This window comes from Kitasatospora sp. NPDC056138 (assembly GCF_042264695.1).
Classification (GTDB): Bacteria; Actinomycetota; Actinomycetes; order Streptomycetales; family Streptomycetaceae; genus Kitasatospora.
On record NZ_JBHJVK010000076.1, the window covers coordinates 1 to 22,179 of the forward strand.

Here is a 22,179-nt window from a genome sequence, read left to right on the forward strand (position 1 = left end):
ACCCCCTACCCGCCCGGCGCGCGGCTTTCTGCGCTCCTCGGGCGGGGGCGCGGGGGAGGGGAGGGGAGGGGACGCTGGTGGATGCGGCGGTGCGCTGACGCGGGCACGCTCCCCGCAGGCCCAGCAGCACAATAGGACTGTCCGGTCTCGGCGAACCTGGCGGAATCCCGGGCAAGGTGGCGGTCCTCGCTCCGGGCGTCTCGGTGCGACCTTGGGCACGTGTCGTCGCGCGTTGACCGTCGTGCCCCTGGCCGTTGCAGCTCGCGATCGCTGGATCCGCGAGGAATGCTGCTCCATCCCGCTTCAGGGTTTCGGCCTGCGCCTGGGTACTGCCGCTTTGGGCAGGTGGCGGAGCGTGTCGCCCATCAGTCCGAGGAAGCCACGCTCGCTGAGTCGGTCGTCATGGCGCAGTTGGAGCGCGCCGATTGCGGCGACGGTGATCACGGCGCCGACGATGACGACGGGAAGCGTCCAAGCGGGGAGAACACTGCCGGCCACCAGGAGCAATCCGACTACGACCGTGACGCAGGCAAGATAGAACGAGCCGGAAGCCCAGGGCGTCCGAGGGCTCTGCCCGCCACGGCTTGCCCCTGCCCCGGCTGTGCGCAGGCCCGTGCCGTGGCCCGGCCCGTCACCGACGTGCTGCCGGATCTCCGCCTCGCGCTCCGCCAGGCGGCCGGCTGCCTTGTCGGCCGCGCTCTGCCGAGCCGCCGCGTCGGCAGCGAGTTGCCGAGCGACTTCGGCGACCTCCGTGTGGTCCTTGCCTTCGACGTGGATCGTTGTCCCTGCCGGGCCGAACTCAACCCTTGCGCCGCAGTAGGGGCAGTAGCCGTCTTCGCCCGCAACGCCGCAGTGCGGGCAGTGCGGGACGCCGCCTGAGTTCGTCATGATCAGACTGTCGGGTGGCTCGGGAAGCGCCCTGCGGTGAAGTGGAACTCCGTGATGGTCGTGGGCCTGGGCATCCGGATCCTCCGTCGAGTCGCAGCGCGTCGCCGCTCACGTTAGCGCTCGCCCTGCCCCCAGCAGGCCGCTTTGACAGGACACTTGGCAGGAGGTCCGTCGATACCGACGTGGGCGCCTCCCGCGAGAACGCCGACGCCACGTTGGAGGACCCGGTCGCAGCCGGAAGCCCCGGAACCGCCGTGATCAACGAACGACCCGCGGCCCATCCGTCTCGTCGATCACGGCGAACCGCAGGCCGGAGCCAGCGGATCCGCCACCTTCACCGAAACCGGACAAGGACGGTCGGGCCGCCCTCTGCGTGGAGCGCGTCCGGCGCCGGCACCTGCCCCGAGCGCGCATCGTGGCAGCCGGTTCCTGAACATGGAGCCGTCGTGCCACCGTTTCGCCGGACGGTCCTTCAGGGAGCTGACCTGGGCGGTCAAGGTTCGGTGGCACGGGACACCGGCCGCCGGTCCTGCCTGCCGGGCCGCTGCGCCTGGTGGTGCCTGCCGGGGGTTCCGGTGGCCTGGGATGGTGCTGGGAGCCGGAGGTGGCTTCGAGGCCGCGGCTCGATGTATGGGAAGGTCAGAAACCGTTGCCCACGCCGGCCATGCGGGGGCGAACCGTGTGGCCGAGAGGATCAGGAGCCGTTCCATGCCGGATGAGATCACGCTGCGCCCGGCGACCGCCGAGGATCTCGACCTGTTCGAGCGCGAGTTCAACGGGCCGGAGGGGACCGGTCAGTACCAGTGGTTCGGCTTCGGTTCACCGGCCGGCCTGCGCCGGCAGTTCGCGGAGACCGGCCTGCTCGGCCCCGACGGTGGCATGCTCTCCGTCGCAGAGGCGGGCCGGACGGTGGGCCGGGTCGAATGGTTCGCCAGCACCTGGGGGCGGCCCGCCACCTCCACCTGCTGGACCCTGGCGATCGGCCTGGCGCCCGCTGCGCGCGGCCGGGGCATAGGCACCCAGGCCCAGCGATTGCTGGCCGAGTACCTCTTCGACCACACCAGGGCCGAACGGATCCAGGCATGGACGGACTGCGCCAACCTCGCCGAGCAGCGCGCGTTGGAGAAGGCGGGCTTCGCCAGGGAGGGTGTGCTGCGGTCCGCGCAGTGGCGTGGCGGGCAGTGGCACGATCAGGTGATCTTCTCCATGCTCCGCGCGGAGCGGTCCGGCGGCGAACCGAGGTAAGCGCAAGACGATGATCGACCTGACGATTCTTCAGCTCCCGGAGCTGGAGCCCCGCCAGGCACCTCCGGCGAGCGCCTGTCCGAGCCGTCCCGCAGCCCCATCCGCCCGCGACGTGTAGCGGCACGTTCCGGTCGCGCCCATCGGCACGCCAGTGCTGCGCCGGTGTCTACGGTGAGGCGTCCGCCGCCGTCAGACCACCAGGAGCCCTGGCGTGATCGGTCTCTTCGCCCCTTCCCGCTACGCCTATCTTCGCCTCGTGAGCGCGAGCGGCTGGTACGACCTCGTCGTCACAGCCGGATTCGCGACGCCGTGGACCTGCGCGCTGGTGCACGGCGCGGTGTCGTCGCCGGGCGCCGCGTCCGGGCTGGGCGTCCTGCCGCCCCTCGACCCGGTGCAGACCCTGTACGCGAATCTGATGGGTTCGGTCGTGGTGGTCTGGGCTCTCCTGCGCATCGTCAGACCGCTGCCGGTGCACGGCGCGCATTGTTCGCGATGTGGCAGGCGTACGCGCTGGGCCATGGCGCCACACGGTTGTTGTGGTTGTTCTTCCTCATGGAGGTGGCGTTCGGCGCCGTCCAGCTCTGGCCCTGGTGGCGAACTCTCATCAACCGCACGGACGTTTTTGCCGATCACACCGCTGAACACCCGCTCAGCGCCGAGGGCCGGTGATGCCCGGTCAGGAGTGCGAGGCGGGTGCGGACGCCGTCTGTGGACAGAGTCTGCAGAGCGCGCCGCGCGCGGTGGACACGACGCGCCGCGCGGCTGGCACCGTGCCCGGAATCCTGCCGCGCGTCACCCGGGCACGCACCTGGACAGCGGCGCGGCACCATCCGCGACGATCACGCAAACTGCGTCCACGGCAGGTTCACCGAGGAGGCCGCGTGCGACAACGCTCCGGAGTTGTCCGGTCCTCGTCACAGGCGCGCAACAGGGCTATCTGTGCCGGCGCTTGTTCTGTAGAGATAAGTGGTCGGCCGTGACGGCCGGTCAGTATCGCTCACCGCTCTGGGGGAACTCGCCATGAAGGCCAACCGTCTTGCCGCAGCTGCTGTCGCCACCGTGTTCGTCGGTCTCGCCCTGACCGCTTGCGGCCCGGACGGGGTCGACGGTGCCGCCGGTTCGCCGACGGCCGGCGCTGCGGCCTCCACCGGCGGCGGTGCCCAGCCGGTCCCCGCCATCTCGACCGCGCCCACCGGTGCGGCGAAGCCGACCGGTACGGCGAAGCCGAGTGGCAAGCCGGCCGGTGTGAAGCCGTCGGGCGGTGCCACTGCGGGTCAGGACTGCACTGCGGCGGCGAAGCAGGGTCTCGCGGGCCAGGTGGTGGTGGAGGCCACCGACAACGGCTACCAGACCTCGGTGTGGATGAAGGCCAAGCCCACCAAGTTCGTCTGCGGCTCCGACGTCCCGGACGACGGCTACCACGAGAGCTACGGCAGCCCGGTCGTCTACACGTTCAGCAACGACGTCAAGACGTACGTGCTGAAGGGGGCCACACCGGTCCCGGTCAGCCTGGACGCGTTCATGAAGCAGCAGGACGACTGCCTGCACAACCCGAGCGTCGTGGCCGCACCCGGGGGCTGCTTCGGCAACCAGTACCTCGTCACGGCCAACAGCCAGAACGTGATCACCTCGATCACCCAGGCCTACCACCCGTAGACCGGGCACGCGTTCGCGGTGGGCGGTCCAAGGCGATCCGAACCGCTCACCGGCCCGCAATCCGACCGCCGGCGGGCTCGGTGTTGGAGTTGCGGGGGAAGGTCGGCCCGAAGCGGCTTCAGTGCTCCGGATACGTGAACACCCGTGCTGCGAAAGGATTTGGGCCCGCTGATGCTCCCGCTGCCCACCAAGCGGGAGCCGGTGGCGCGCTGGCCATGGAGTCCTCGACGCCCCGTGACCCGCCTGGAAGACCGTGCCTGCCGACGCGGCAGCCCCGATCCCGCCTGCCCTTGACCGGCTACACGAGCAGTCCGACGCCGCTCCCGGGGAGGAGCCCGGCCTGCTGGAGCCGCTGGCCCGGGTACCGGACCCACGCGATCCGCGCGGCCGGAGCCCCGCCATGCAGCCGTCTCCTCGTAGCACGTGGCCAGGCCCCGCCACGCTCGGATCCCGTGGGAGACGGGTTGCCCGCCCGCGCTGCCGCGCCTCTTGCGGTACGGCCCGGTCAGACAGCGGAAAGGTGCAGCTTGAACGGCGAACCGTTGGAGCCGGGCGTCCAGCCGTTCGACCGCGCGGCCCGAATGCCTGCGGCCACTTCGCGCGGCAGGACGACCTCGGCCGGCACCGTGTTCGGTTCGAGAACGGCCGGCCGACCGGTCTCCACGACGAGCGTCGTTCCGGGACAGGCCGCGTCCTCCACCATGTAACCCAAGGTGCTGCCGTCATGGTCGCAGCACCAGTGTTTCCTGCTCACTCGCCAGCGGTACTCGACGCCGTCGACGACGATGCGGCGGGAACCCTTCTTCGCCAGTGCCACTCTTTGCCCCTCGGCCTTCGGCTGCTCGTATGTGTCTGTCGCCAGTCTCCCTGTACGGCACACGCGTGTCACCGGGTTTGGGCCGGAGCGGTCCGGGGGGCGCGGGGTGGCCGGCGTATGGCGGCGGGACCTGGTGCGCTTTCCCCATGTCCGGTGTGAGTGCAGCACTCGGCGGCCCCGGCTGCGCCCTGGTTGTCAGGGCCGCCGGGCCGCCGGGGCCGGCCGGTGGCGGGGTGTCGCGGTCGCCGCTCCAGACATCGCCGGTGCTGTGACCAGGAAGGTTCAGTACGAGCCGGAGCGGACCCTGGGGATCGCCAGGTCGATCGTGCCGACGCGGGTGTCCCAGCCCCGATGCCGGTAGCCATTACGGGAGTTGACCCGCTCCTCGCCCGGGCGCCCGTACTCGCCGCCGCAGGTGCGGTCGACGTCGGCGGACAACATCGCCTCCGCAAAGGTCTTCACCATCGCGCGCAACAAGTCGGGACTCGCCGAGGCCAGGTTCTCCTCCAGCAGGGCGGCGAAGGGCAGACTGTCGGGTGCGGTCATCGTGCGGATCTCCTTCAAGAGCTTGGTCGTTCTCGAAGAACCAGCCGATGGCCGTCTTACGTTCTCAGGCGACACCCAAGCAGGTGCTCCAGCATGCGGCTCAGGCCTGCCGCTCCGGGTCTTCCTGGGCCTGCGCATGCTTCTCGTCGTAACGCTGCCGTGCGGCCGCGACCTGAGGCGAGAACTTGATGATCGTGGACAACAGCTCGCCGAGTGAGGCGACGACCACCTCGCCTGTCGGAGTGAGGCTGTACTCGACGTGAGACGGGATGGAACGCACCAGCTTCCGGTCCACCACTCCGTCGCGTTCGAGCATCTTCAGCGTCTGCGACAGCCTGCGCTCGCTGACTCCACCCACAGTGCGTTTGAGCTCGTTGTAGCGCAGCGTGCCGCCCCGCAGCGCGACCAGGATGAGTAGCGACCAGGTGTTGGCGATGGTGTCGAAGGCCTCCCGCACGTCGCCCGCACGCGCGAGCACCTCGTTGACCGACACCTGGCGTCCCGGCCGTCGTTCGTCGCCCATCGCTGCCGGCTCCCTTCCGTTCTGCGACCAAGCATACAAACTTTGCGTGTACTGCCATATCGCTTGTACTCTCATTTTGAGAGCGCAGGCTCCCCTCAAAGGAGGTTCACGACATGAGCACCGAGTACAACGACTGGACCGTGGGCGACAGCAACACCGTCACCTTCAAGGCCCCCGCCAGGTTCGTCTTCGACCTCGTCACCCAGGCCCGCTTCTGGCCCGAGTGGCACGTCGCCAGCCACGGCGTCGGCGGCGTCACCGAGCGCCCCTACCGCATCGACGACGTGGTCTACGAGTACGGCATCCTCGAGGACGGCAGCGAGCAGCACCTCTTCTGGCGCGTCGTTGCCCAGGAGTACGCCAAGTCCTCCCTCCTCATCGACGACCGCCTCGGCGCGGGCCTGCAGTACGAGCTCACCGAGGACGGCGAGGGCACCACCAGCTTCACCCGCAGCACCCTCTACAGCCCCGACTCCCCGTTCACCCCCGCCCAGCGCACCATCGTCGCCCGGGCCAGCGCCGAGAGCGTGCAGGGCCTGCACCGCCACATCACCGTTTTGCTGGAGAAGGAGCACGCCAGCCTCCCCGCGGTCCCCTGAGCAGAACCACGACAACCAAGATCGAAAGGATGCACCTCGGGTCCCCGAATAAGGTGTACGTCATCCGATCCGCGTAAAAATAGGTCGGGTGTGGGCTGAAAAGCCCACACCCGACCTGCGTTCAAAGCACCCGTCGAAGGCCGAGCCGAAGGGCTCCGACGTGGCCCTCCGGGTCCTCCCTCGGCGCCAGGGGGCCGGCCGTTGCTGCACGCCTCCCGGGCAATGGGGTAGGGGCGGTCTGCCCGTCCCGTCCTGTCCCGGCCCGCTCGTGGTGCCGTCCCGGCCTGCTGGTCGGGACCGGGTTCTCCGCCGGGCCCGGCCCGGGGGTTGCGTCACCGGCTGCTGGTGACGCAACCCTGTTCCGGCTGCCAGCGGGCCCGGCCTGGTCGACACTCACGATCCGGCCTCCCCCGCGCGGGGGAAGCCGGATGATCCGTGGGATGGATGTGATCAGCGCGGGTGGCGCGGAATCCTGGAGCGTCGGCAATCCGGATGTACGGGGGTCACGGTGGTTGTTCCTGCGAACTCGGAGGTAGGTGGCGTTCCTGAGCCGCCGACCGCAGGCCCGGGGCGGATGTTGTGGTGGCGGCGGTGGCCCGTGTGGGCGCCCATGGTCGCTGCAGTGTGGGGCGTGTCGTACGCCGCTGTCGAGGTCACCTGGGCGGTGACGGGCACCACCGTGCAGTGGAAGGAGCACTCCGCGTACGCGCCGGGGGTCCAGCTCTTCCTGGCGGCCCTCGCGCTCCTGGCCGGCGGTGCCTGCCCGGCCAGCACCCGAACTCTCGCCAAGCTCGGCCGGGTTGCGGTGGCGACGGCGCTGATCGTGGCGCTCCCGGTGTTCGTCGTGGGAATGAACGGGCTGCCGATCTATTTCGTGACGATTGCGACGCTCTCGGGGGTCGAGAGCGCCACCGGGCTGGCCCAGGTGCTGCTGAACACGGCCGGTGCGGCCCTTCTGCTCCTCGTCGGTTTGTCGTACCGCCGGCGGCTGCGCGGAGACTGCCCGCGATGCGGGCGGCCGCACGCCGACGCAGCCGACGGCCCGCTTGCCCACCCAGCCGCCTCCCGAGCCCCGAGGCGGACCCGCATCGCGGTGTACCTGCTCATGGGCGGACTTCTGCCGTGGGCGGGAGCCAAGACCATCTGGACGCTGGGCGGCAACGCGCTCGGCGTCGCGGGCGATGACTGGCAGAGGACGACGATCGCCGACGCGTCGGGGCCGTCGAAGGCAACCGCGTCGGCGGGGATCGACGTGACCGTGCTGGCCGCGATGGTCGGGATCTTCCTGCTGCTGGGGCTGCTGTACGTGTGGGGGCAGGTGTTCCCCCGCTGGACGCTGTTCCTGTCCGGACGACGGGTCCCGCGCCTGCTGCCCTTGATCCCGGCCTGGCTGACCGGTATCCCCCTGACGATGTACGGGGCCGCCCTCATCGTCATGGCCCCGCTCATGGCTGCCGGTGTGCTGCCCGAGATCAAGCCGTCCCCGCCGTTCACCACCAGTTCGGGGATCACCTGGTTTGTCGAGTTCGGCGGCCTGGCATTCGGCGGTCTGGGCATCGGCCTCATCGTGGCCGCCCGCTCCTACGCCGCCCGCACCCGCCCCGTCTGTGCCGGCGCCACGGCAACGGAGAGGCCCAAGTAGCCGGGTACCGGAATGTCGGCTTCCCGCTGGCGATCAATGAGCAGCCGCGGGGTGCTCCTGCTGAAAGGGCCCTGGCCAATGCTGAGGTACACGTGACGGTGTGCGCCCTCGGCAGGTTGCGGCACCGAATCCGACGGCCCCGGCGGCACGCATCAGGCGGTCGAGGTAATTGCTCGGGTGACGGCCGTGACCGCCGGGGTTGGGCGGCCGGGGAGTCGCGCCACGAGAACCCGGCGGATCTCGGGAGGTGCGCCTTCGACGTGCAGCAGGCTCACCCCGGGCGGCAGCACCGGCGAGAGCCGGGAGGGCACCGTTGTCACCCCGAAGCCACCGGCGACCAGTTGGAGCTTCGTCAGCCAGTCGCGCGCGCGGTGGACGATGTGCGGCCGTCCGGGCAGGCCGGGCCAGACGCCGAGCAGCGGCTCGGAGTTCGACGCCGGGGTGGCGATCCACGGGGCGTCGACCAGTTCGTCGACGTGCACCGCGGTGCGGCCGGCGAACTCTCCGGTCGAAGGCGCCGCCACGACCAGTTCGGTGTCCGCAACGGTCTCGACATGCAGGCGCGGCGACTCGCCGTCCAAGGGCCGGTGGGGCGGGCGGGACGTCAGTACGGCGAGGTCGATCGAACCCGCGCGCAGAGCCCGGATCAGGGCGGGTGTGGTGCCCTCGGTCGTCGTGACCGTGATCTGCGGGTCGGTTGCCGCGAGGCGGGCGAGAGAGGGAGGCAGGATGGCCGCGCCCGCGCTCAGGAACAGTCCGAGCCGCACCAGTTCGGTCCGCGGGACGGCGCCGGTGAGGTCACGCTCGGCCGCCGTCAGGCAGTCCAGGATCGTGCGAGCGTGGCGCAGCAGGGTCAGGCCCGCAGGGGTGAGCCGCACTCCGTCGGGGCGGCGTTCGAACAGGTCGGTACCCGCGCTTCGTTCGAGGGAGGCGGCCTGGCGTGAGACCGCCGACTGGGTGTAGCCGAGCCGGGCGGCTGCCGCGGTGAAGCTGCCGGACTCGGCGATCTGCCGCAGGACCCGCAGGCCTGTGCTGGAGATGTCCATGCGGCATACGCATACCACAGATGCTTGATCGTCGCTTCCCGCATGCCCGCCGGACTCCTAGTGTCGATCGCGACGAACACGGACGAACACGGAGGTCACCACGTGCGAGCAGCAGTTCTGACGCGGTTCGGCGCCCCGCTCACGGTGCGGGAGGTGCCAGAACCCGAGGCCGGCGGCGGCGAGGTGGTGGTCGAGGTGCTCGCCACCTGCGTGGCCCCGTACGCGGCCGAGGTCTTCAGCGGCGAGCGGAACTACCCCCTGGTCCCGCCCGTCGTGCCCGGGATCGGCGGCGTGGGACGGGTCGTCCACGCGGGCCCGGACGCCACCCGGCTGCGCCCTGGCGACCTGGTGTGGTGCGACTGCACGGTGCGCTCGCGGGACGACGCCCTGACGCCCGACATCACGCTCCAGGGCTGGAGCTCCCGCGGCGAGGGCGGCGCGCGGCTCGCCCGGTACCTGCACGACGGATCGTTCGCCGAGTTCATGCGGGTTCCGACGGAGAACGTCTTCCCGCTGCCCGCCGGCGCGGGGGAGGACCCGGCCCGCTGGGCCGCGCTCGGCGTGCACGTCATCCCTTACGGCGGGCTGCTGGCCGGCGGGCTCGCAGCCGGTGAGACGCTGCTCGTCAGCGGGGCCACCGGCAACCTCGGCAGCAGTGCGGTCGCGGTCGCTCTCGCGATGGGGGCGGGCCGCGTGGTCGCCCCGGGCCGCAACCGGGCCGCGCTCGACCTCCTCGCCGACCGGTTCGGTCCGCGTGTGCGCCCGGTCCCGCTCACCGGGGACGAGGCCGGCGACCGCGCGGCGATGTCCGCGGCGGGCGACGGCCCGATCGACATGGTGATCGACCTGCTGCCGCCGAGCGCACCCAGCTCGGCGGCGCGCACGGCAGCCATGACCGTGCGCGAGTACGGCCGCGTCGTTCTCATGGGCGGCGTCGGCATGCTCGGTGGCGACGACCTCGCGCTCCCGTACCCATGGATCATGCGCAACTCGATCACCGTGCGCGGCCAGTGGATGTACCCGCGTACAGCGAACGTCGGCATCATCCGGCTCCTCGCCTCGGGCACCCTGGACCTCGCCCCCGAACGGGTCCGGTCGTTCGGCCTCAATGCCGTCAACGACGCCGTCACGTACGCCGCCTCGCATGGTGGCCCGTTCGACCGCACCACCCTCACCCCACCGGCTCGCTGACAAGACCGACTGATCTCCACATGTCAGCGCCACGGCCCACCGCCCGCAAGGCAGTCGGCAAGGCGGTCCGGTTCGAGACCGTCCTGCCGCCCCTCCCCGCAGCACAGCCGCCCGCCTGGCCGTAGCCGGTCCGGGTGCCGTGTCTTCGGTCGACGTGAGACGGCGGGCGGCCCTTGTCGGATGGGTGGTGTGACCGGTGCCGGTTGACCTGCCGCCTGACGGGCGACAGCCCCGATCACACCAAGGTCTTCATCGGCCTTCCATGCCTGCCGTCGGCGGCCGGATCGGCTCAGTCGAGCGCTGGACCGGCGGGTAGCAAGGGTCGCAGGGCGCCCAGGACGGCGCCGACGCAGACGTCGCGGAGCTCGGTGCGGGTGCAGGTCTCCTTGGTGAGCCAGTCCACGACGAGGACCTGGACGAAGACCAGCCAGCTCTTCAGCACTCCCGAGACGGCCTCGCGAGCGGCTTCGTCCGCGAGGGGGAGCACGGTCAGCAGGCGGGCGCGGAGCGCGTCCAGCTCGCCGGTCATGATCGTCTGGATCACCGGGTCGCCCGCGAGGACCCGGTTGGCGGCCAGGACGGCGTGGCGGTTGGCGATGAAGTAGTCGAGGTGGACGTCCATGCCCTGGACGAGCTGCTCGAGCAGGGAGTCGGCCGGGTCGAGGCGGGTGTCGGTGAGCAGCTGGTCGGCGGCCTGCTGGTAGACGGCCGCGAAGAGCTCGTGCTTGCTGGCGAAGTGCCGGTAGAGCAGCGCGCGCGAGACGCCGGCCTGCCGGGCGACGTCCTCCATCAGCACGTCCTCGTACGGATGGACGGCGAAGAGCCGCGCGCCCACGGCGAGCAGCTGAGCTCGGCGGTCGGCGGGATCGAGGCGCTGGCGGGGAGGCACGCCGCCACCCTACTTGACACGCGTCTACTTGCCGCGCCTATGCTGAACTTCAGCCCAGTAGACGTGTGTCAACTAAGACGACGGGGTGTTGATCATGGCCAAGGCTCTCCGACTGCTCATGCAGGTGATGGGGTGGACGTCCGTGGCGATCGGACTCTTCCACCTCCTGCTCGGCAACGCGGCGATCCCGGGCGCGGGCTCGGCCGGCGCGACGGTCGACAGCTGGGGCCGGTTCATGGGCGCCGCCTTCGCCGGCTACGGACTGGCCTGGCTCTGGGTCGCGCGGCAACGGCCGATCCCGGCCACGGCGGTCCGCTGGCTCGCGGGCGTCTTCCTGCTCGGCGGGCTGGGGCGGCTCATCTCGCTCGCCGTGGACGGCTGGCCGCAGTGGTTCCAGGTCGTGCTCGCAGCCATCGAGTTGGGGTTGCCGCCGGTCTTCCTCTGGCTGGCCCCCGCCGACGAGCGCGCCGCCGCCCCCGAGCCCGCCCGCTGAGCGACGCCGCCGTGACCCGCGCCGGCCTGCGGCCTGCGGCTGCACTGTGCCCAATTCGCCGGGCGGCGTCGGCACGGTGGAGTCCTGGGGGAGTCCTGGGGGAGTTCCTGCTGGCGGAAGGTGCGCCCGGCTGGCGCCTGCCTGCCCGTCACCGGCATGGGACGGCCGGGCGGGAGGCCGTCCCAGCCTGCTCAGTCCTGACGACGAGGACTTCGTCTCGTGCATTCCGCAAACGGGGAGCTCTGCCACGTCCCGGGGTACGGGCAGCGAACACATCCGGCCAAGAGTGAGGCGACTTCAGCGTCGTTCATGCCGAGAACATGGCTCGCCCCGCCGACGCTCCACCGAGCCGGTGAACCTATGCGGTCACAGCACCAGTGGCTCTTCGTACCTGAGGTGGGTCTGGCGGTGTCGAGTCCTCCGCCAGGCCTGCATCAACAGACCCGGTGTCTGTGCTCCGCGTTCAGCGAACGCCCGTGGTTCAGGCTGCGAGGAGAGCGAGCCGGGGCTCATGGCGCGCCGATTGAGCCCTTCTGGTCGGCTGCGGCCTCCTGGAAATCGGCCAACGCCGCGCCATGCTCCTGCGCCCACGCAGTCAGCATGGTGATCGGCTCCTGAAGCGTGCGTCCCAAAGCAGTGAGGCTGTACTCGACCCGGGGCGGCGCCTCGGCGTACCTCTGCCGGTCCACAAGCCCGTGACGCTGCAGGCGTCGCAAGGTCTCGGTGAGAACCTTGCGCGAGATGCCACCAGAGAGGTCGACAAGCTCGCCGGGACGCTTGGGCCCGTCGGCAAGCGCGTACAACGTCACGACGGTCCACTTGTTGGCGATGACCTCGATCGCGGTTCGCGCCGGGCAGTCGGCCATGAAGATCGTTCCCTGCGATGCACTCACCCGGCGAAGGTTACCAAACGGTACCTATCGACTTCCTAGCGTTGGCACGTCACACGCACCGGCCTGTTCCCCTACTGAATCGCCAAGGAACCTCGTGCACCTCACCGCCATCGTCCTGTCCATCGTCCTGGCCCTGCTCATGCTCGTGTCCGGCACGCTGAAGCATCGTCCGACCGCACGCATTCTCGCCTTGGCCCACACGGTCCACCTCTCGACCGGACAGCTGAAGATCCTGGGGGCCCTGCAGATCGCGGCGACCGTCGGACTGCTCGCCGGCATCTGGTTCACCCCATTCGCCATCGCTGCCGCCACCGGGCTCGTCCTCTACTTCGTCGGCGCAGTCATCGCTCACGTGCGCGTCGGCGACCCCGACAAGCAAGGAGCAATCGCGTTCCTGGTGCTCTCAGCAGCGACGCTCGCGCTTCTCGCCACTACCGCCGGATAGACGAACCGGCTCCATCCAAGATCGCGGCGCGGCCGAGCGACACACCTGTGAAGTGCGGGGTGGGTGTCGGCGAAGGATGCGGGTTCGATGTCAGTTGATGTCTGTCCATATCTGCAGGCGGAGCGTGTTTCCGGTGTGGATGTCACTGACGCGATTCCGCACTTCTGCTGACAGTTTCCCGTGTTTTCTCGCTGACATCTTCGCTGCACCTCCGGTGTGTCGTGGCCGGCGATCATGGTCGTCAGCGGCCTGGCGCCGTGTCACGGCCCGCTGGTGCGGAGCGGTGAGCCGATGCCACCCGCGTCTGCCCAACTCGGTGCGCTGGAACATGGTCGACTTTCCGCCGGTCCAGAAGGAGGTCGGGCGGGCGTCACGTCCCCGGCTTGATGCCAAGCACCACGAGGACCATGACCAGCAACGCCATCGCCGGGGCCAACGCGATAGGCACCCGCGCCTTGGGCAGCAGATAGGCCGCCGGCCACTGCAGCACGAGCAGTACCGGCGCCGCCGCGAGCAGATGGTCGGCCAACGCCAGGCCCGACAGCGTCGAGGGGCAGGAGCCCGGCCCGGAACAGGGATCGGTCGCCATCTCAGCGATCCCCCGTAGGAACATCGCCGGCGGCAGGCACAGCCCGGTCACCAGACTGGAGATCATCGGCGCCTTCCACCAGCCCCCGCGAAGGGAGGGGGTGACGGTCGTCGGCGTGTTCACGGAATCGGTCACGCCCCGATCCTCACGCCCGCCCTGACCGCCCGGCAGCGGACAGATACTCAACTGCGCGTGCCGAAAGTACTCAGACCTCCTCCGGGATGACCGGGCCCATCTCATTGACCGCCCCGGCCTTCCGGACTGCCCGGATCACCGCCAGTCGAGTCCGAGTTCGGCGAGCCGGTCGAGCTGCCTGACGGTGAGAGGCCGGGGAGGGGGAGCAGTCGGCGGCGCTGGTGGAGTCGCCGATCGAGTGGCTGCGGATCAATGCGAAGCAGCACGCGGCGCAGATTCTGCAGACGGTGAAGCTGCGGGTGTTCAACCCACGGGCGGTCGAGTGGCAGCGGATGCACGCCGTCGCCGCCGTGTTCCACATCGAGCACGGCCACCTCGACCCCACCGACAAGGCGAAGCATGCGGAGCTGATCTCCTGGCTCGCCCGCCAGCGCCACCTGAACGGCCAGGGCCTGCTCGACCCGGCCCGGGTGTCCGAGTCGGGCGCGCTCGGCATGATCTGGTCGAAGAACGCCAACGCATGGGAGCGCGGCGCTGAGTACGCCGCCGCCTTCCACCGCCAGCACGGCCACCTCGCGATCCCGGCGACCGTGGAGCTCGACGACTACGCGGTGGGCGCGTGGATGCGCCGCCAGCGCAAGGCCGACAACCTGACCAAGGACCAGGTCGCCAAGCTGGACGCGCTGGACGAGCTGTGGCGCATGGAGCCGGACTGGAACCGCTCCTACCGTCGCCTGCTCGCCTACCTCGCCGCCGGCGGAACCCTCGACGGCCCAGCCGGGGCTCCTGGTGAGTTTCCAGCCCAGTCCCTGGTGAATTTTCGGATCGGGCGGTCACCGGGGCTGCTCCGTCCGAGTGGCTGTGGGGTTCGGCGCCAGGGCCGGGCGGGCAGAGCCTTCGGCGTGACGATGTCTTCCTCGACCGGGCGCCGACGGCGCCGCCGCCCGGCCGCGCCCGCCATGCCCGTCTCTGCTGCGCCGCCGGGCCAGGCTCGGCCGCGCGGCGGGGGGTGTTGCCGGACCTGGTCCAGCGAACAAACCTGTCCCCGGGCGGCCTGGTCATCCGCACCACTTGGCACGAGCCCGCGTGCAAGACCTGGGGTTGGCCATGACCGCCCCCAGCCCGCCGGATCCGGTGTTCGTGCCCGGAGGGAGAGCGCGTGAGCGGAAGCGGCGGCCCGTCGGCCTGGCGGGCCGCCGCTTCCGCTCCGGCCGTCCGGCCCCGGGGCGGCCGATGGCCTCTACCGGCCACTTGGACGAGCGCGCGCTCTGATCGCGGTCACCACGACACCGGACCGATTCGCCGAGGGCCGGGCCGTCGTCACCTGCTCGGCGTGTCTATCCGGGTCCGCCTGCGGGGGAAGTCCCCCTTCCGGTCACGCTGCGGCGAGTACCGCGGGTCAGCAGACGCGCGGCCAGATGGACGCCTGCCAGTGAGACCGGCAGCAGCACGGCCGCGTCGCGTACGACACCCGCCGTGCTGCGGCGCACCCCGGCCCTGCCCAGTTCGCGCCATGCCCAGAGCGAGAACGGCACGACGACCGTCGGCGCGGTGACCACCCCTGGCGTGTAGCCCTTGTGCCGGGCACTCAACGCCAGATGCCCGACCCCGTGCAGCCCGAAGGCGGCCAGGGTCGCCTGGAACAGGCGGGAGCGCCCTGCGGTCCGGGCGCCGTCCGCCGATGCCGCGAGCACGGTCATTCCCATGATCGAGATGGCCGTATGGGCGTGCGCGTGCGAGATCTCGCGCCGGAGCCATTCGGGGCCGGGAATCCTCCCCTGCATCCGGCCGCCGTTCCGCCGTGACCACGGCGCCATGGTGAACCACTCCTCGGCGTCGTTGGCCGCCCAGGCCAGCAGGAGCCCCCAGGTGACCTTCTTGCTGATCATCAACACCCCCAGCATTACGTTACGAGTCGTAATGTAATATTCATCAGGTGAGCGATGAAAGCAAGAGGGAAGCGCGCCCGCGACGTGGCCGCCCACGCAGTACCGACGTCGACCGGGCCGTCATCACGGCCACCGTCGAGCTGTTGATCGACCCCGGGTATGCGGAACTCACCATCGAGGCGGTCGCCTCGCGTGCCGGGGTCGGCCGTCCCGCGGTCTACCGGCGCTGGCCGACCAAGGACGACCTGGTGGTACACGCCCTCATCGACGCGGTACCGCCACTGCGTGCACCGGACACTGGCGACGTGCTGCACGATCTCAAGGAGCTCGCCGTCGGGTTCGCGCTACGGCTGGCGGGTTCCCCGGTCGGCAGGGCCGTCCTGGCCGTGCACGCCGAAGCGGGCCGCCGTCCCGAACTCGCCGTTCCCCTGCGACAGCACTACCTCGGTCCCCGCGACACCTTGATCACCGAGCTGATCGAGCGGGGGGTCGCCGAAGGCCGGCTGAACCCGGCCCTGGCCCCCGACACCATCCGGGACCTGCTGTTCGGCCCGCTCATCTACCACTGGCTGCTCACCGGCCACCTGCCCGACACCACAGCCGACACCCTGGCCGAGGCCGCCTGCAAGGCCATCGAGCTCGCTCCATCCTGAGACCGCAGGCTGCCATGGCTGTGTAGGTCATAGGCGAGAGCACTTGTCGGCGGGTTTCGGTCACGTCCGCTGAAGTGGTGTATCGACGGCCACTCGGTGATTCGCTAACAGGCTATTGATCCGAAACGCCAAATTTCCGGCATCTCGGTGATGTGGCGGACGTGCGGGCCCTGGGAGTAACCGCGGACGATGTGTGGCTGCTTCTGTCGGCGGCGGAAGAAGCGGCGGACCTCGTCGGCGAGCTGGTCGGCATTGCGAGCTCGGGAGGCCGGCAGCAGGGTCCGCTTCAGGTCGGCGTTGACCGGCTCGTCCGGGTTGGTCCCGGGCGCGTACGCGGGCAGCAGGTGCAGGGTGATGCGGCCGGGGTGATCGGCGAGCCGGGCACGGACCTTCTTGCCGCGGTGGACGGAGTGCCGGTCGACGACGAGGTGGACCGGGCGGTCGAACTGCCTGTTCAGGCGGTTGAGGAAGTCACAGAACACCTCGGCCGTGAACGATCCCCCGTAGACCGTGAACACATCCGGCCCTGCGGGCTGATCGCGGACATCGCGTTGACCGAGAAGCGGTTGCCGATCCGGCGCATGGTCGGCGTCCGGCCGCGCGGGGCCCAGGTCCGGCCGGACACCTGGTCGGAGCGGACGCCGGTCTGGTCGGCGAACAGCACCTCGGCGCCTTCCATCCGGACCTTCGCGCGGATCGCGGGCCACTTCTCCTCGTGCCAGTCGCGGACCGCCTCCGGATCCTGCCCGATCGCGCGCTCGTCCGGGCGCTGGAACGACAGTTCCCATCGCTTGAGGTACTTGCCCACCCGGACCTTCGCGCGGATCGCGGGCCACTTCTCCTCGTGCCAGTCGCGGACCGCCTCCGGAACCTGCTCGATCGCGCGCTCGTCCGGGCGCTCGAACGACAGTTCCCACCGCTCGAGGTACTTGCCCACGCCCTGCTCGGTCAGTCGCACCCGGTGGAGCAGGGCGATGAGGTCGCAGACGATCGCGCGGGTCCACAACTGTCCACCCAGGCCGAGGTCTTCGGGGTGATGGTCGATCAGGGCCTGTCGGACACACTGCTGCCGGTCCGGATCGAGCACCTGATGGTCGCCCACCCGCCGGCCACGGGTCCTGGACACCAACGCCTCCCGGCCGCCGGCCTGCCAGGCGGCCCACCAGTCGGTCACCGACTCCATGGTGACGCCGAGCAGTTCGGCCACCCCGCGCCGGTCCCGGCCCGCGCGAAGCGCTGCAACCGCCCGCATCCCACAGAACGTCCCGAGCCTTCGGCGACAGGCGCCGTGCGCCCCCCCACCAGATCCGTCACGCCCAGATCAACGAGCGCGGAACGCCCAGATCGATCGGAGATCCCTCGACGGCACTACCGTCGACCTCGGCCTTCCTGCCGTCCGAAACGAGGAACGTTGAGCAACGATGCAGACCGCGACCAACCGATCCGGGACCCAAGCACCTGGACAGTCGGTCGCCTCGAAGCCTTCGCGACCACACAACAGGGCCATGAGCTGGAGCGAATCAGAGTCGTCGCCCAATCCCGTGCCTACCGATCCGATGAGCCACGGCACGTCCGCCTGCGCTGGGCCAAGCTGTCCTTGAACGCCAATGAACGGCTGCCCGGCGACAGTCCATGGAGTCACGACCGGAAGACCCGCCAGAACTTCGCGTTGCGCACCTGGATCATCGATCATCTTGGCCCTGACACCGATTCAGACTGGGATCCCGAATTCCTCGCCGCCGACACGCTCGCAGTGCTCGCCCTCGATCCTGGCCAAGTCATAGCGCTGTCCGCGAGCTGGCATGACCTCCCGATCGAGCAAATCGGCGAACTTCGCCGCTACAAGAGCATGACAGCTCACCTGGACCGGCTTTTGGACTTCCTGCCACCGGGAACTGACAAGGACCGGCTCATCACATGGACGGAGGTACACAAGCACCTGCCCTGAGCCACCGTTCCGACGGTCACTGCGGCATCCGATCGCGAAGTTCAGAGAACAGATCGCGGTCCGCACCAACCGCTACTCGGTGCCGGTGGGGCTGATCGGCAAGCGCGTCCGGGTGTTGCTGCACGCCTCCCACCTCGTGGTCTACGACAAGAACGTGGAGGTGGCCCGGCACGAGCGGCTGATCGCCAAGGGCGGGTGCCGGCTGGAGGACGGCGCGCTCGAGCGGGCAGCCGAGCCTGTCACGGTGACGAGGGCAGTTTGCCCGGTGGGCAGACCAGGACCGCATCCACGATCGCGGAGCTGGGGGGAGTGTGTTTGACCGAGACCTTGACGCCGCGCACGTGGACAGTGTCATGGTCGACGGCGATGGAGCCGGCCTCGGGCGTCCGGGTACAGCCGAGCTTGTCGACCCCGCCTCCGATGGCAACCTGAAGCTGCGAGCTCCCCGTTCCGCCGACGGTCACCAGGAGCACGGCTCTGTCGCGGCCGTTTTCGGTTTCCCGGATGCCCGTCACCTTGACAGTTCCTGGTGACGTGTACGGCTCGCAGGTGACCGCCCCGAAGGAAAAGGTGTCTTGCTTGTCCACCAACAGCTTGGAGTCGTCCCTCAGGACCATTGAATTGTCGGCGAGTTGCGGCGCGCTGCTCGGCGCCGGCACCGAGCCAGGCGTGGCCTTGTCGGTGCAGGCGGCAGAAAGCGCGCACAGGCAGGCCAGGGCCGCAGACACATACACACGCGTGATCGATCGCATGAGCGGGGACCGTAAACGATCACACGTCAGGACTGCACCCTGGACGGCCCGGTGAACCGCACCGGCCTCGGCTACGGCCCCGTTGTTCCGGCCCGGCACGTGGCTGCGCGAGGAGGCGAGGGCCCGCACCGACGACTTCGACGAGGGATCGATGGCAGCCTGCGACGCCGCTGGAGCCCGCCTCGCCGAGCGCGCCGAGCAGGCCCGCACCGAAGCCCGGGACGGTGGACTCGCCGTCCCGCCGGGACACCTGCAGCCCCTGCCTCGAGTCCCTCGAGGCAGGCTTGCAACATTCGCCAGCCACCGCACATGTACTGTCACGAAGGAAGCTGCTTCAGTTATGCAAATGGACATCACATCATTCGCTCCAGCTCTTGCGACAGAGCGCGAGATAGCCGAATCCTACGAGGTGTCGACCGCGGCGTTCAGCGCGGACTTCCCCGGCCGGCCAGTGCCCTCACGCGCGGCCTTCACGGAGCAACTGCGCATGTCTGCCTCGCTGTTGGGCTCGCAGCGGTTCTGGGTCGCTCGGGTTCGCGGTCGCATTGTCGGGATGGCGACCCTAACGCTCCCGGACCATGAGAACCTTCAGCTCACCATCACCGATGTGCGGGTCGCACCGGAGAACCGTCGGCAGGGTATCGGTACTGCTCTGCTGCGGGCGACGCTTCCCGACTCGCGGGCCGCCGGGCGGCCCGTGGTGACCGGACAAGGATTGAAGGTCGGCGGCGACGGCGAGAAGTGGGCGAGCGCCCTGGGGTTCGCCAAGGTACAGGAATTCGTCCTGCAGGACCTCACTGTCCCGGACGTCGATCCGGAACTGTGGCGAGTTTCGGCTCCGGACGGGTTCAGGGCGGAGAAGTGGACCGGCGCGGCTCCGGACGCCCTGGTGGCCGGCTATGCGCGGGCTCGTACCGCGATCATGGACGCACCGACCGGCGAGTCGAGCCTCCAGTTCCCGGACTGGACGGTGGAACGGGTCCGTCAGCACGAGGCCGACCTGCGAGAGCGTGGCGAGGAGCAGCGGATCGTCGTCGCCGTCCACGAGAGCACCAGCACGGTGGTGGGGCTGACGGAGATGGTGATCAGCCCGGAGCGTCCAACCGTCGGCTACCAGCAGGAGACGGCGGTGCTCCCGGCCTTTCGCGGCCATGGCCTCGGGCGATTCGTCAAGGCCCGCCAGATGCAGTGGCTGACCGCGGAACGGCCCGAGATCGACTGGGTGGCCACGAACACCGCCGCAGACAACTCCCACATGATCCGGGTCAACCACCAGGTCGGCTACCGCACCAACGCCACCGTCGCCGACGTCGAGGCCCACGTCGATGCTCTGGCAGCCCGCTGACCGCGCACACAGGGCCCCTCCGAAGCCGTCTTCTCCGTACGGGTGAATAACCGGGTGCATCCGGGCGATCACCGCTCTCCCCGGTCATGCGGCGGGGAACGTCTGTCCTCCGACCGGACCACGAGGGGGTCGGAATGATCGGAACGCGACGTTTCCGAACCACCGCACTGGCGACCAGTGTGTGTCTTGCCGCAGTGCTTCCCGTCTCGGTCCCGTCCGCCTGGGCGGACGGGACCGGGACGTCGATGACCCGCACCGTGACCCAGGAGCCGGGCCACCCGATCATCCTGTACCCCGGTGGGGAGGGGACGGCGACGGCGTACTGCCCGCAGGGAACGAAACCCACAGGGGGAGGCGCGACGGTCGAGTCCGACCCCCTGGCCGCGGTCTTCTTCAGGGAATCGGCTCCGAACCCGGCGCGGAACAGGTGGCAGGTGCAGGCCTACAACGGCAGCAACGAGGTGCAGACGGTGCACCCCCGGGTGATCTGCACGACCGACAGCACCATCACCTACAACGTCGGACCGGACAGTTCCATTCAGCCCGGGGACTTCAACTCGGCACCCGGGGCCGGCTGCAGCAACTCCCAGTACGTGGTGGGCGGTGGGGTCCAGGCCGGCCCCAGAACGTTCGTCATGGAGTCGAGCTGGGCGAATATCAGGGCGTGGTACGCGGTGGCGAAGTACACGGACTACGACCCGGACGCCCCTCTGTCGTACGTCCGGGGGTTTGCCATCTGCTCCGACAGACAGCCCACCCTCAAGGTGGGCAGCACCAAGCTGGCGGCCGGAGCGGTGGGAACGGCCCACGCGGAGTGCCCCGCCGGGCAGGTACCGACAGGCGGGGGCGGATCCATCGGCCTCGACGCCTTGTTGAACGGATCGGCCCCGACTGCGACGGGCTGGACAGTCCAGGGCACGAACAAGGCAGACGGACCTCGTACCCTCGATGCCTCGGTGTTCTGCACGACACCCTGACCGGCGGCCACAACCGGCCGCGGCGAGGAGGCCTGCGGGAACCGGGCCTCGACTTCAGCAGCAGCGCGAAGCTTATCTTCAGTCGCAGTCCGGGACATGGCTGTGAACTGGGCCGTTGCCTGGTGACGGTGTCGCTGACGGACTCGATCAGCAGGGGCCGATCGTCTTCGTCGGCCGGTGGCCGGTGCCGCTCCTTTCACTCGAAGAGGTGGTTTCCTACGTGAGTTGTGGTTCTTGCTCAACCTCCGCGGGCTGCACAAGCTGGGTGATGGGTGACTGTCCCTCATGCCATTCAGGAAACCTGATTGGCTGGCCGCTACCGAGCTGCGATGATGCCTCTGTTTCCCAGGCGGAGGGCATTTGTTCGTTTTTGTGTGCGGGGAGTGCAGTGCCGAGCTGACCACTTCGCTGTCCCAGGTCGCCCTGCCGGCCCATGCCCATCAGAAGTACGGAAACGGGATTCAGCTGCCCGTGCTGATGGAACCGGGCACGTTCGCCGTGGATCCGGAGCCCTGGGGGCCGCCGTGGCGTAGGTGGGAGGAGATCCATCCGGACGAGGCGGCCGCCCGCGGTGTCCACGCGCCGGTCTACGCCCTGTCCGACGGCGCGCCCGGCGCGATCGTGATCGCGCCCGGCGGCGTCCGCGGCACCCTGCTGATCCCGGAGAAACGTGGCGGCGCCTGTTGCGGCCTCGACGGGGCAGACGGCCCCAACATGGCCTGCGAGGCGTGCGGCCTGCCCGTGGCGAGCCGGATCGACGACTGCTCGCTCTGGCAGGCGGTGTGGCTCGCCCCGGACGCCGTGCGCAGCGTTCCCGTCAGTGGCACCGAGAGCGCACCCCGGTCCTGGGCGGAGCCAATGGCAGAGGGGAAGGGCACGCCTCCGTTCGAGCCGATTGCGACGTGGGGGTCGAGGCTGGGGTCTGACTACTTCTGGTCGTGGCCCTCTCTGTCAGACCGTCGTGGGAGAGTCGGCCCGCACGCGAGACAAGCGGTGCTCGCGCAGAAGGGGTGGTGCA

Annotated in this window: 23 protein-coding genes and 3 pseudogenes; 15 read left to right on the forward strand and 11 right to left on the reverse strand. The window is 69.8% G+C overall.

The window, feature by feature from the left end; all coding sequences use genetic code 11:
* Nucleotides 1-303: 303 nt before the first annotated feature.
* Complete coding sequence (locus ACFC1R_RS32425) at nucleotides 304-888, reverse strand: hypothetical protein (RefSeq protein WP_375944790.1); 585 nt, start codon at nucleotides 886-888, stop codon at nucleotides 304-306.
* Between the two features lie 708 nt (nucleotides 889-1,596).
* Between ACFC1R_RS32425 and ACFC1R_RS32430 the strand changes: the two genes are divergently transcribed.
* The 3 genes and pseudogenes from ACFC1R_RS32430 to ACFC1R_RS32440 all read left to right on the forward strand — a co-directional run bounded on the left by ACFC1R_RS32430 (nucleotide 1,597) and on the right by ACFC1R_RS32440 (nucleotide 3,789).
* Nucleotides 1,597-2,133, forward strand: coding sequence for a GNAT family N-acetyltransferase (locus ACFC1R_RS32430; RefSeq protein ID WP_375944792.1), 537 nt, complete (start codon nucleotides 1,597-1,599; stop codon nucleotides 2,131-2,133).
* Between the two features lie 211 nt (nucleotides 2,134-2,344).
* A pseudogene (locus ACFC1R_RS32435) lies at nucleotides 2,345-2,802 on the forward strand (hypothetical protein).
* Between the two features lie 351 nt (nucleotides 2,803-3,153).
* Nucleotides 3,154-3,789, forward strand: coding sequence for a hypothetical protein (locus tag ACFC1R_RS32440; RefSeq protein WP_375944794.1), 636 nt, complete (start codon nucleotides 3,154-3,156; stop codon nucleotides 3,787-3,789).
* A 505-nt stretch (nucleotides 3,790-4,294) separates the two neighbouring features.
* Here ACFC1R_RS32440 and ACFC1R_RS32445 read toward each other — a convergent pair.
* The 3 genes from ACFC1R_RS32445 to ACFC1R_RS32455 form a co-directional block, all read right to left on the reverse strand.
* Complete coding sequence (locus tag ACFC1R_RS32445; RefSeq protein ID WP_375944796.1) at nucleotides 4,295-4,606, reverse strand: hypothetical protein; 312 nt, start codon at nucleotides 4,604-4,606, stop codon at nucleotides 4,295-4,297.
* A 282-nt stretch (nucleotides 4,607-4,888) separates the two neighbouring features.
* Entirely contained in the window at nucleotides 4,889-5,152 is a 264-nt protein-coding gene (locus ACFC1R_RS32450; protein WP_375944798.1) for a transposase, read from the reverse strand.
* A gap of 100 nt (nucleotides 5,153-5,252) precedes the next feature.
* Nucleotides 5,253-5,675, reverse strand: a complete 423-nt coding sequence (locus tag ACFC1R_RS32455) for a winged helix-turn-helix transcriptional regulator (RefSeq protein WP_375944800.1) — start codon at nucleotides 5,673-5,675, stop codon at nucleotides 5,253-5,255.
* Between the two features lie 113 nt (nucleotides 5,676-5,788).
* Here ACFC1R_RS32455 and ACFC1R_RS32460 point away from each other — a divergent pair, with 113 nt between their 5' ends.
* Together ACFC1R_RS32460 and ACFC1R_RS32465 are read left to right on the forward strand one after the other, a co-directional pair.
* Nucleotides 5,789-6,274 carry an SRPBCC family protein gene (locus ACFC1R_RS32460; protein ID WP_375944802.1) on the forward strand — a complete coding sequence of 162 codons (486 nt, stop codon included), beginning with the start codon at nucleotides 5,789-5,791 and terminating at the stop codon, nucleotides 6,272-6,274.
* Between the two features lie 664 nt (nucleotides 6,275-6,938).
* Nucleotides 6,939-7,916: a hypothetical protein gene (locus tag ACFC1R_RS32465; RefSeq protein WP_375944804.1), complete on the forward strand. Its 978-nt coding sequence runs from the start codon at nucleotides 6,939-6,941 to the stop codon at nucleotides 7,914-7,916.
* 152 nt (nucleotides 7,917-8,068) lie between these two features.
* On the opposite strand, the gene ACFC1R_RS32470 is transcribed toward ACFC1R_RS32465, so the two are convergent.
* Nucleotides 8,069-8,962 (reverse strand): LysR family transcriptional regulator, encoded by an 894-nt coding sequence (locus ACFC1R_RS32470; protein WP_375944805.1) that lies wholly within the window; start codon nucleotides 8,960-8,962, stop codon nucleotides 8,069-8,071.
* 102 nt (nucleotides 8,963-9,064) lie between these two features.
* Here ACFC1R_RS32470 and ACFC1R_RS32475 point away from each other — a divergent pair, with 102 nt between their 5' ends.
* Complete coding sequence (locus ACFC1R_RS32475; RefSeq protein ID WP_375944807.1) at nucleotides 9,065-10,153, forward strand: alcohol dehydrogenase catalytic domain-containing protein; 1,089 nt, start codon at nucleotides 9,065-9,067, stop codon at nucleotides 10,151-10,153.
* A gap of 289 nt (nucleotides 10,154-10,442) precedes the next feature.
* Here ACFC1R_RS32475 and ACFC1R_RS32480 read toward each other — a convergent pair whose 3' ends face one another.
* Nucleotides 10,443-11,042, reverse strand: coding sequence for a TetR/AcrR family transcriptional regulator (locus tag ACFC1R_RS32480; protein ID WP_375944809.1), 600 nt, complete (start codon nucleotides 11,040-11,042; stop codon nucleotides 10,443-10,445).
* Between the two features lie 94 nt (nucleotides 11,043-11,136).
* Here ACFC1R_RS32480 and ACFC1R_RS32485 point away from each other — a divergent pair, with 94 nt between their 5' ends.
* Nucleotides 11,137-11,535 (forward strand): DUF4345 domain-containing protein, encoded by a 399-nt coding sequence (locus tag ACFC1R_RS32485; RefSeq protein WP_375944811.1) that lies wholly within the window; start codon nucleotides 11,137-11,139, stop codon nucleotides 11,533-11,535.
* A gap of 509 nt (nucleotides 11,536-12,044) precedes the next feature.
* Here the strand turns inward: ACFC1R_RS32485 and ACFC1R_RS32490 are convergent.
* Nucleotides 12,045-12,401, reverse strand: coding sequence for a winged helix-turn-helix transcriptional regulator (locus ACFC1R_RS32490; protein WP_375944865.1), 357 nt, complete (start codon nucleotides 12,399-12,401; stop codon nucleotides 12,045-12,047).
* Nucleotides 12,402-12,522: 121 nt separating this feature from the next.
* On the opposite strand from ACFC1R_RS32490, the gene ACFC1R_RS32495 reads away from it, so the two are divergent.
* Complete coding sequence (locus ACFC1R_RS32495; RefSeq protein WP_375944813.1) at nucleotides 12,523-12,873, forward strand: DoxX family protein; 351 nt, start codon at nucleotides 12,523-12,525, stop codon at nucleotides 12,871-12,873.
* Nucleotides 12,874-13,243: 370 nt separating this feature from the next.
* Here the strand turns inward: ACFC1R_RS32495 and ACFC1R_RS32500 are convergent, their stop codons facing one another.
* Nucleotides 13,244-13,597, reverse strand: a complete 354-nt coding sequence (locus ACFC1R_RS32500; protein ID WP_375944815.1) for a hypothetical protein — start codon at nucleotides 13,595-13,597, stop codon at nucleotides 13,244-13,246.
* Nucleotides 13,598-13,818: 221 nt separating this feature from the next.
* On the opposite strand from ACFC1R_RS32500, the gene ACFC1R_RS32505 reads away from it, so the two are divergent.
* Nucleotides 13,819-14,760 (forward strand): helicase associated domain-containing protein, encoded by a 942-nt coding sequence (locus ACFC1R_RS32505; RefSeq protein ID WP_375944816.1) that lies wholly within the window; start codon nucleotides 13,819-13,821, stop codon nucleotides 14,758-14,760.
* 174 nt (nucleotides 14,761-14,934) lie between these two features.
* Here the strand turns inward: ACFC1R_RS32505 and ACFC1R_RS32510 are convergent, their stop codons facing one another.
* Nucleotides 14,935-15,486, reverse strand: coding sequence for an HXXEE domain-containing protein (locus ACFC1R_RS32510; protein WP_375944818.1), 552 nt, complete (start codon nucleotides 15,484-15,486; stop codon nucleotides 14,935-14,937).
* Between the two features lie 47 nt (nucleotides 15,487-15,533).
* On the opposite strand from ACFC1R_RS32510, the gene ACFC1R_RS32515 reads away from it, so the two are divergent.
* The gene (locus ACFC1R_RS32515; RefSeq protein WP_375944819.1) at nucleotides 15,534-16,139 is read left to right on the forward strand and encodes a TetR/AcrR family transcriptional regulator; all 606 of its coding nucleotides are present in this window, start codon (nucleotides 15,534-15,536) and stop codon (nucleotides 16,137-16,139) included.
* 104 nt (nucleotides 16,140-16,243) lie between these two features.
* Here ACFC1R_RS32515 and ACFC1R_RS32520 read toward each other — a convergent pair.
* Nucleotides 16,244-17,422: pseudogene (locus ACFC1R_RS32520) on the reverse strand (IS630 family transposase).
* A 128-nt stretch (nucleotides 17,423-17,550) separates the two neighbouring features.
* Between ACFC1R_RS32520 and ACFC1R_RS32525 the strand changes: the two are divergent.
* Nucleotides 17,551-18,087: a hypothetical protein gene (locus ACFC1R_RS32525; RefSeq protein WP_375944821.1), complete on the forward strand. Its 537-nt coding sequence runs from the start codon at nucleotides 17,551-17,553 to the stop codon at nucleotides 18,085-18,087.
* Between the two features lie 52 nt (nucleotides 18,088-18,139).
* On the forward strand, nucleotides 18,140-18,406 hold the full coding sequence (locus ACFC1R_RS32530; RefSeq protein WP_375944867.1) for a hypothetical protein: 267 nt from the start codon (nucleotides 18,140-18,142) through the stop codon (nucleotides 18,404-18,406).
* On the opposite strand, the gene ACFC1R_RS32535 is transcribed toward ACFC1R_RS32530, so the two are convergent.
* The gene (locus tag ACFC1R_RS32535) at nucleotides 18,327-18,839 is read right to left on the reverse strand and encodes a hypothetical protein (RefSeq protein WP_375944823.1); all 513 of its coding nucleotides are present in this window, start codon (nucleotides 18,837-18,839) and stop codon (nucleotides 18,327-18,329) included. The two genes, ACFC1R_RS32530 and ACFC1R_RS32535, sit on opposite strands and share 80 nt — an antisense overlap.
* Nucleotides 18,840-19,179: 340 nt before the next feature.
* On the opposite strand from ACFC1R_RS32535, the gene ACFC1R_RS32540 reads away from it, so the two are divergent.
* The 3 genes and pseudogenes from ACFC1R_RS32540 to ACFC1R_RS32550 all read left to right on the forward strand — a co-directional run.
* Entirely contained in the window at nucleotides 19,180-20,184 is a 1,005-nt protein-coding gene (locus ACFC1R_RS32540; protein ID WP_375944825.1) for a GNAT family N-acetyltransferase, read from the forward strand.
* Nucleotides 20,185-20,441: 257 nt separating this feature from the next.
* Nucleotides 20,442-21,161, forward strand: coding sequence for a hypothetical protein (locus ACFC1R_RS32545; protein ID WP_375944827.1), 720 nt, complete (start codon nucleotides 20,442-20,444; stop codon nucleotides 21,159-21,161).
* 360 nt (nucleotides 21,162-21,521) lie between these two features.
* A pseudogene (locus ACFC1R_RS32550) lies at nucleotides 21,522-22,107 on the forward strand (hypothetical protein); the annotation flags it as partial.
* Between the last annotated feature and the right edge of the window lie 72 nt (nucleotides 22,108-22,179).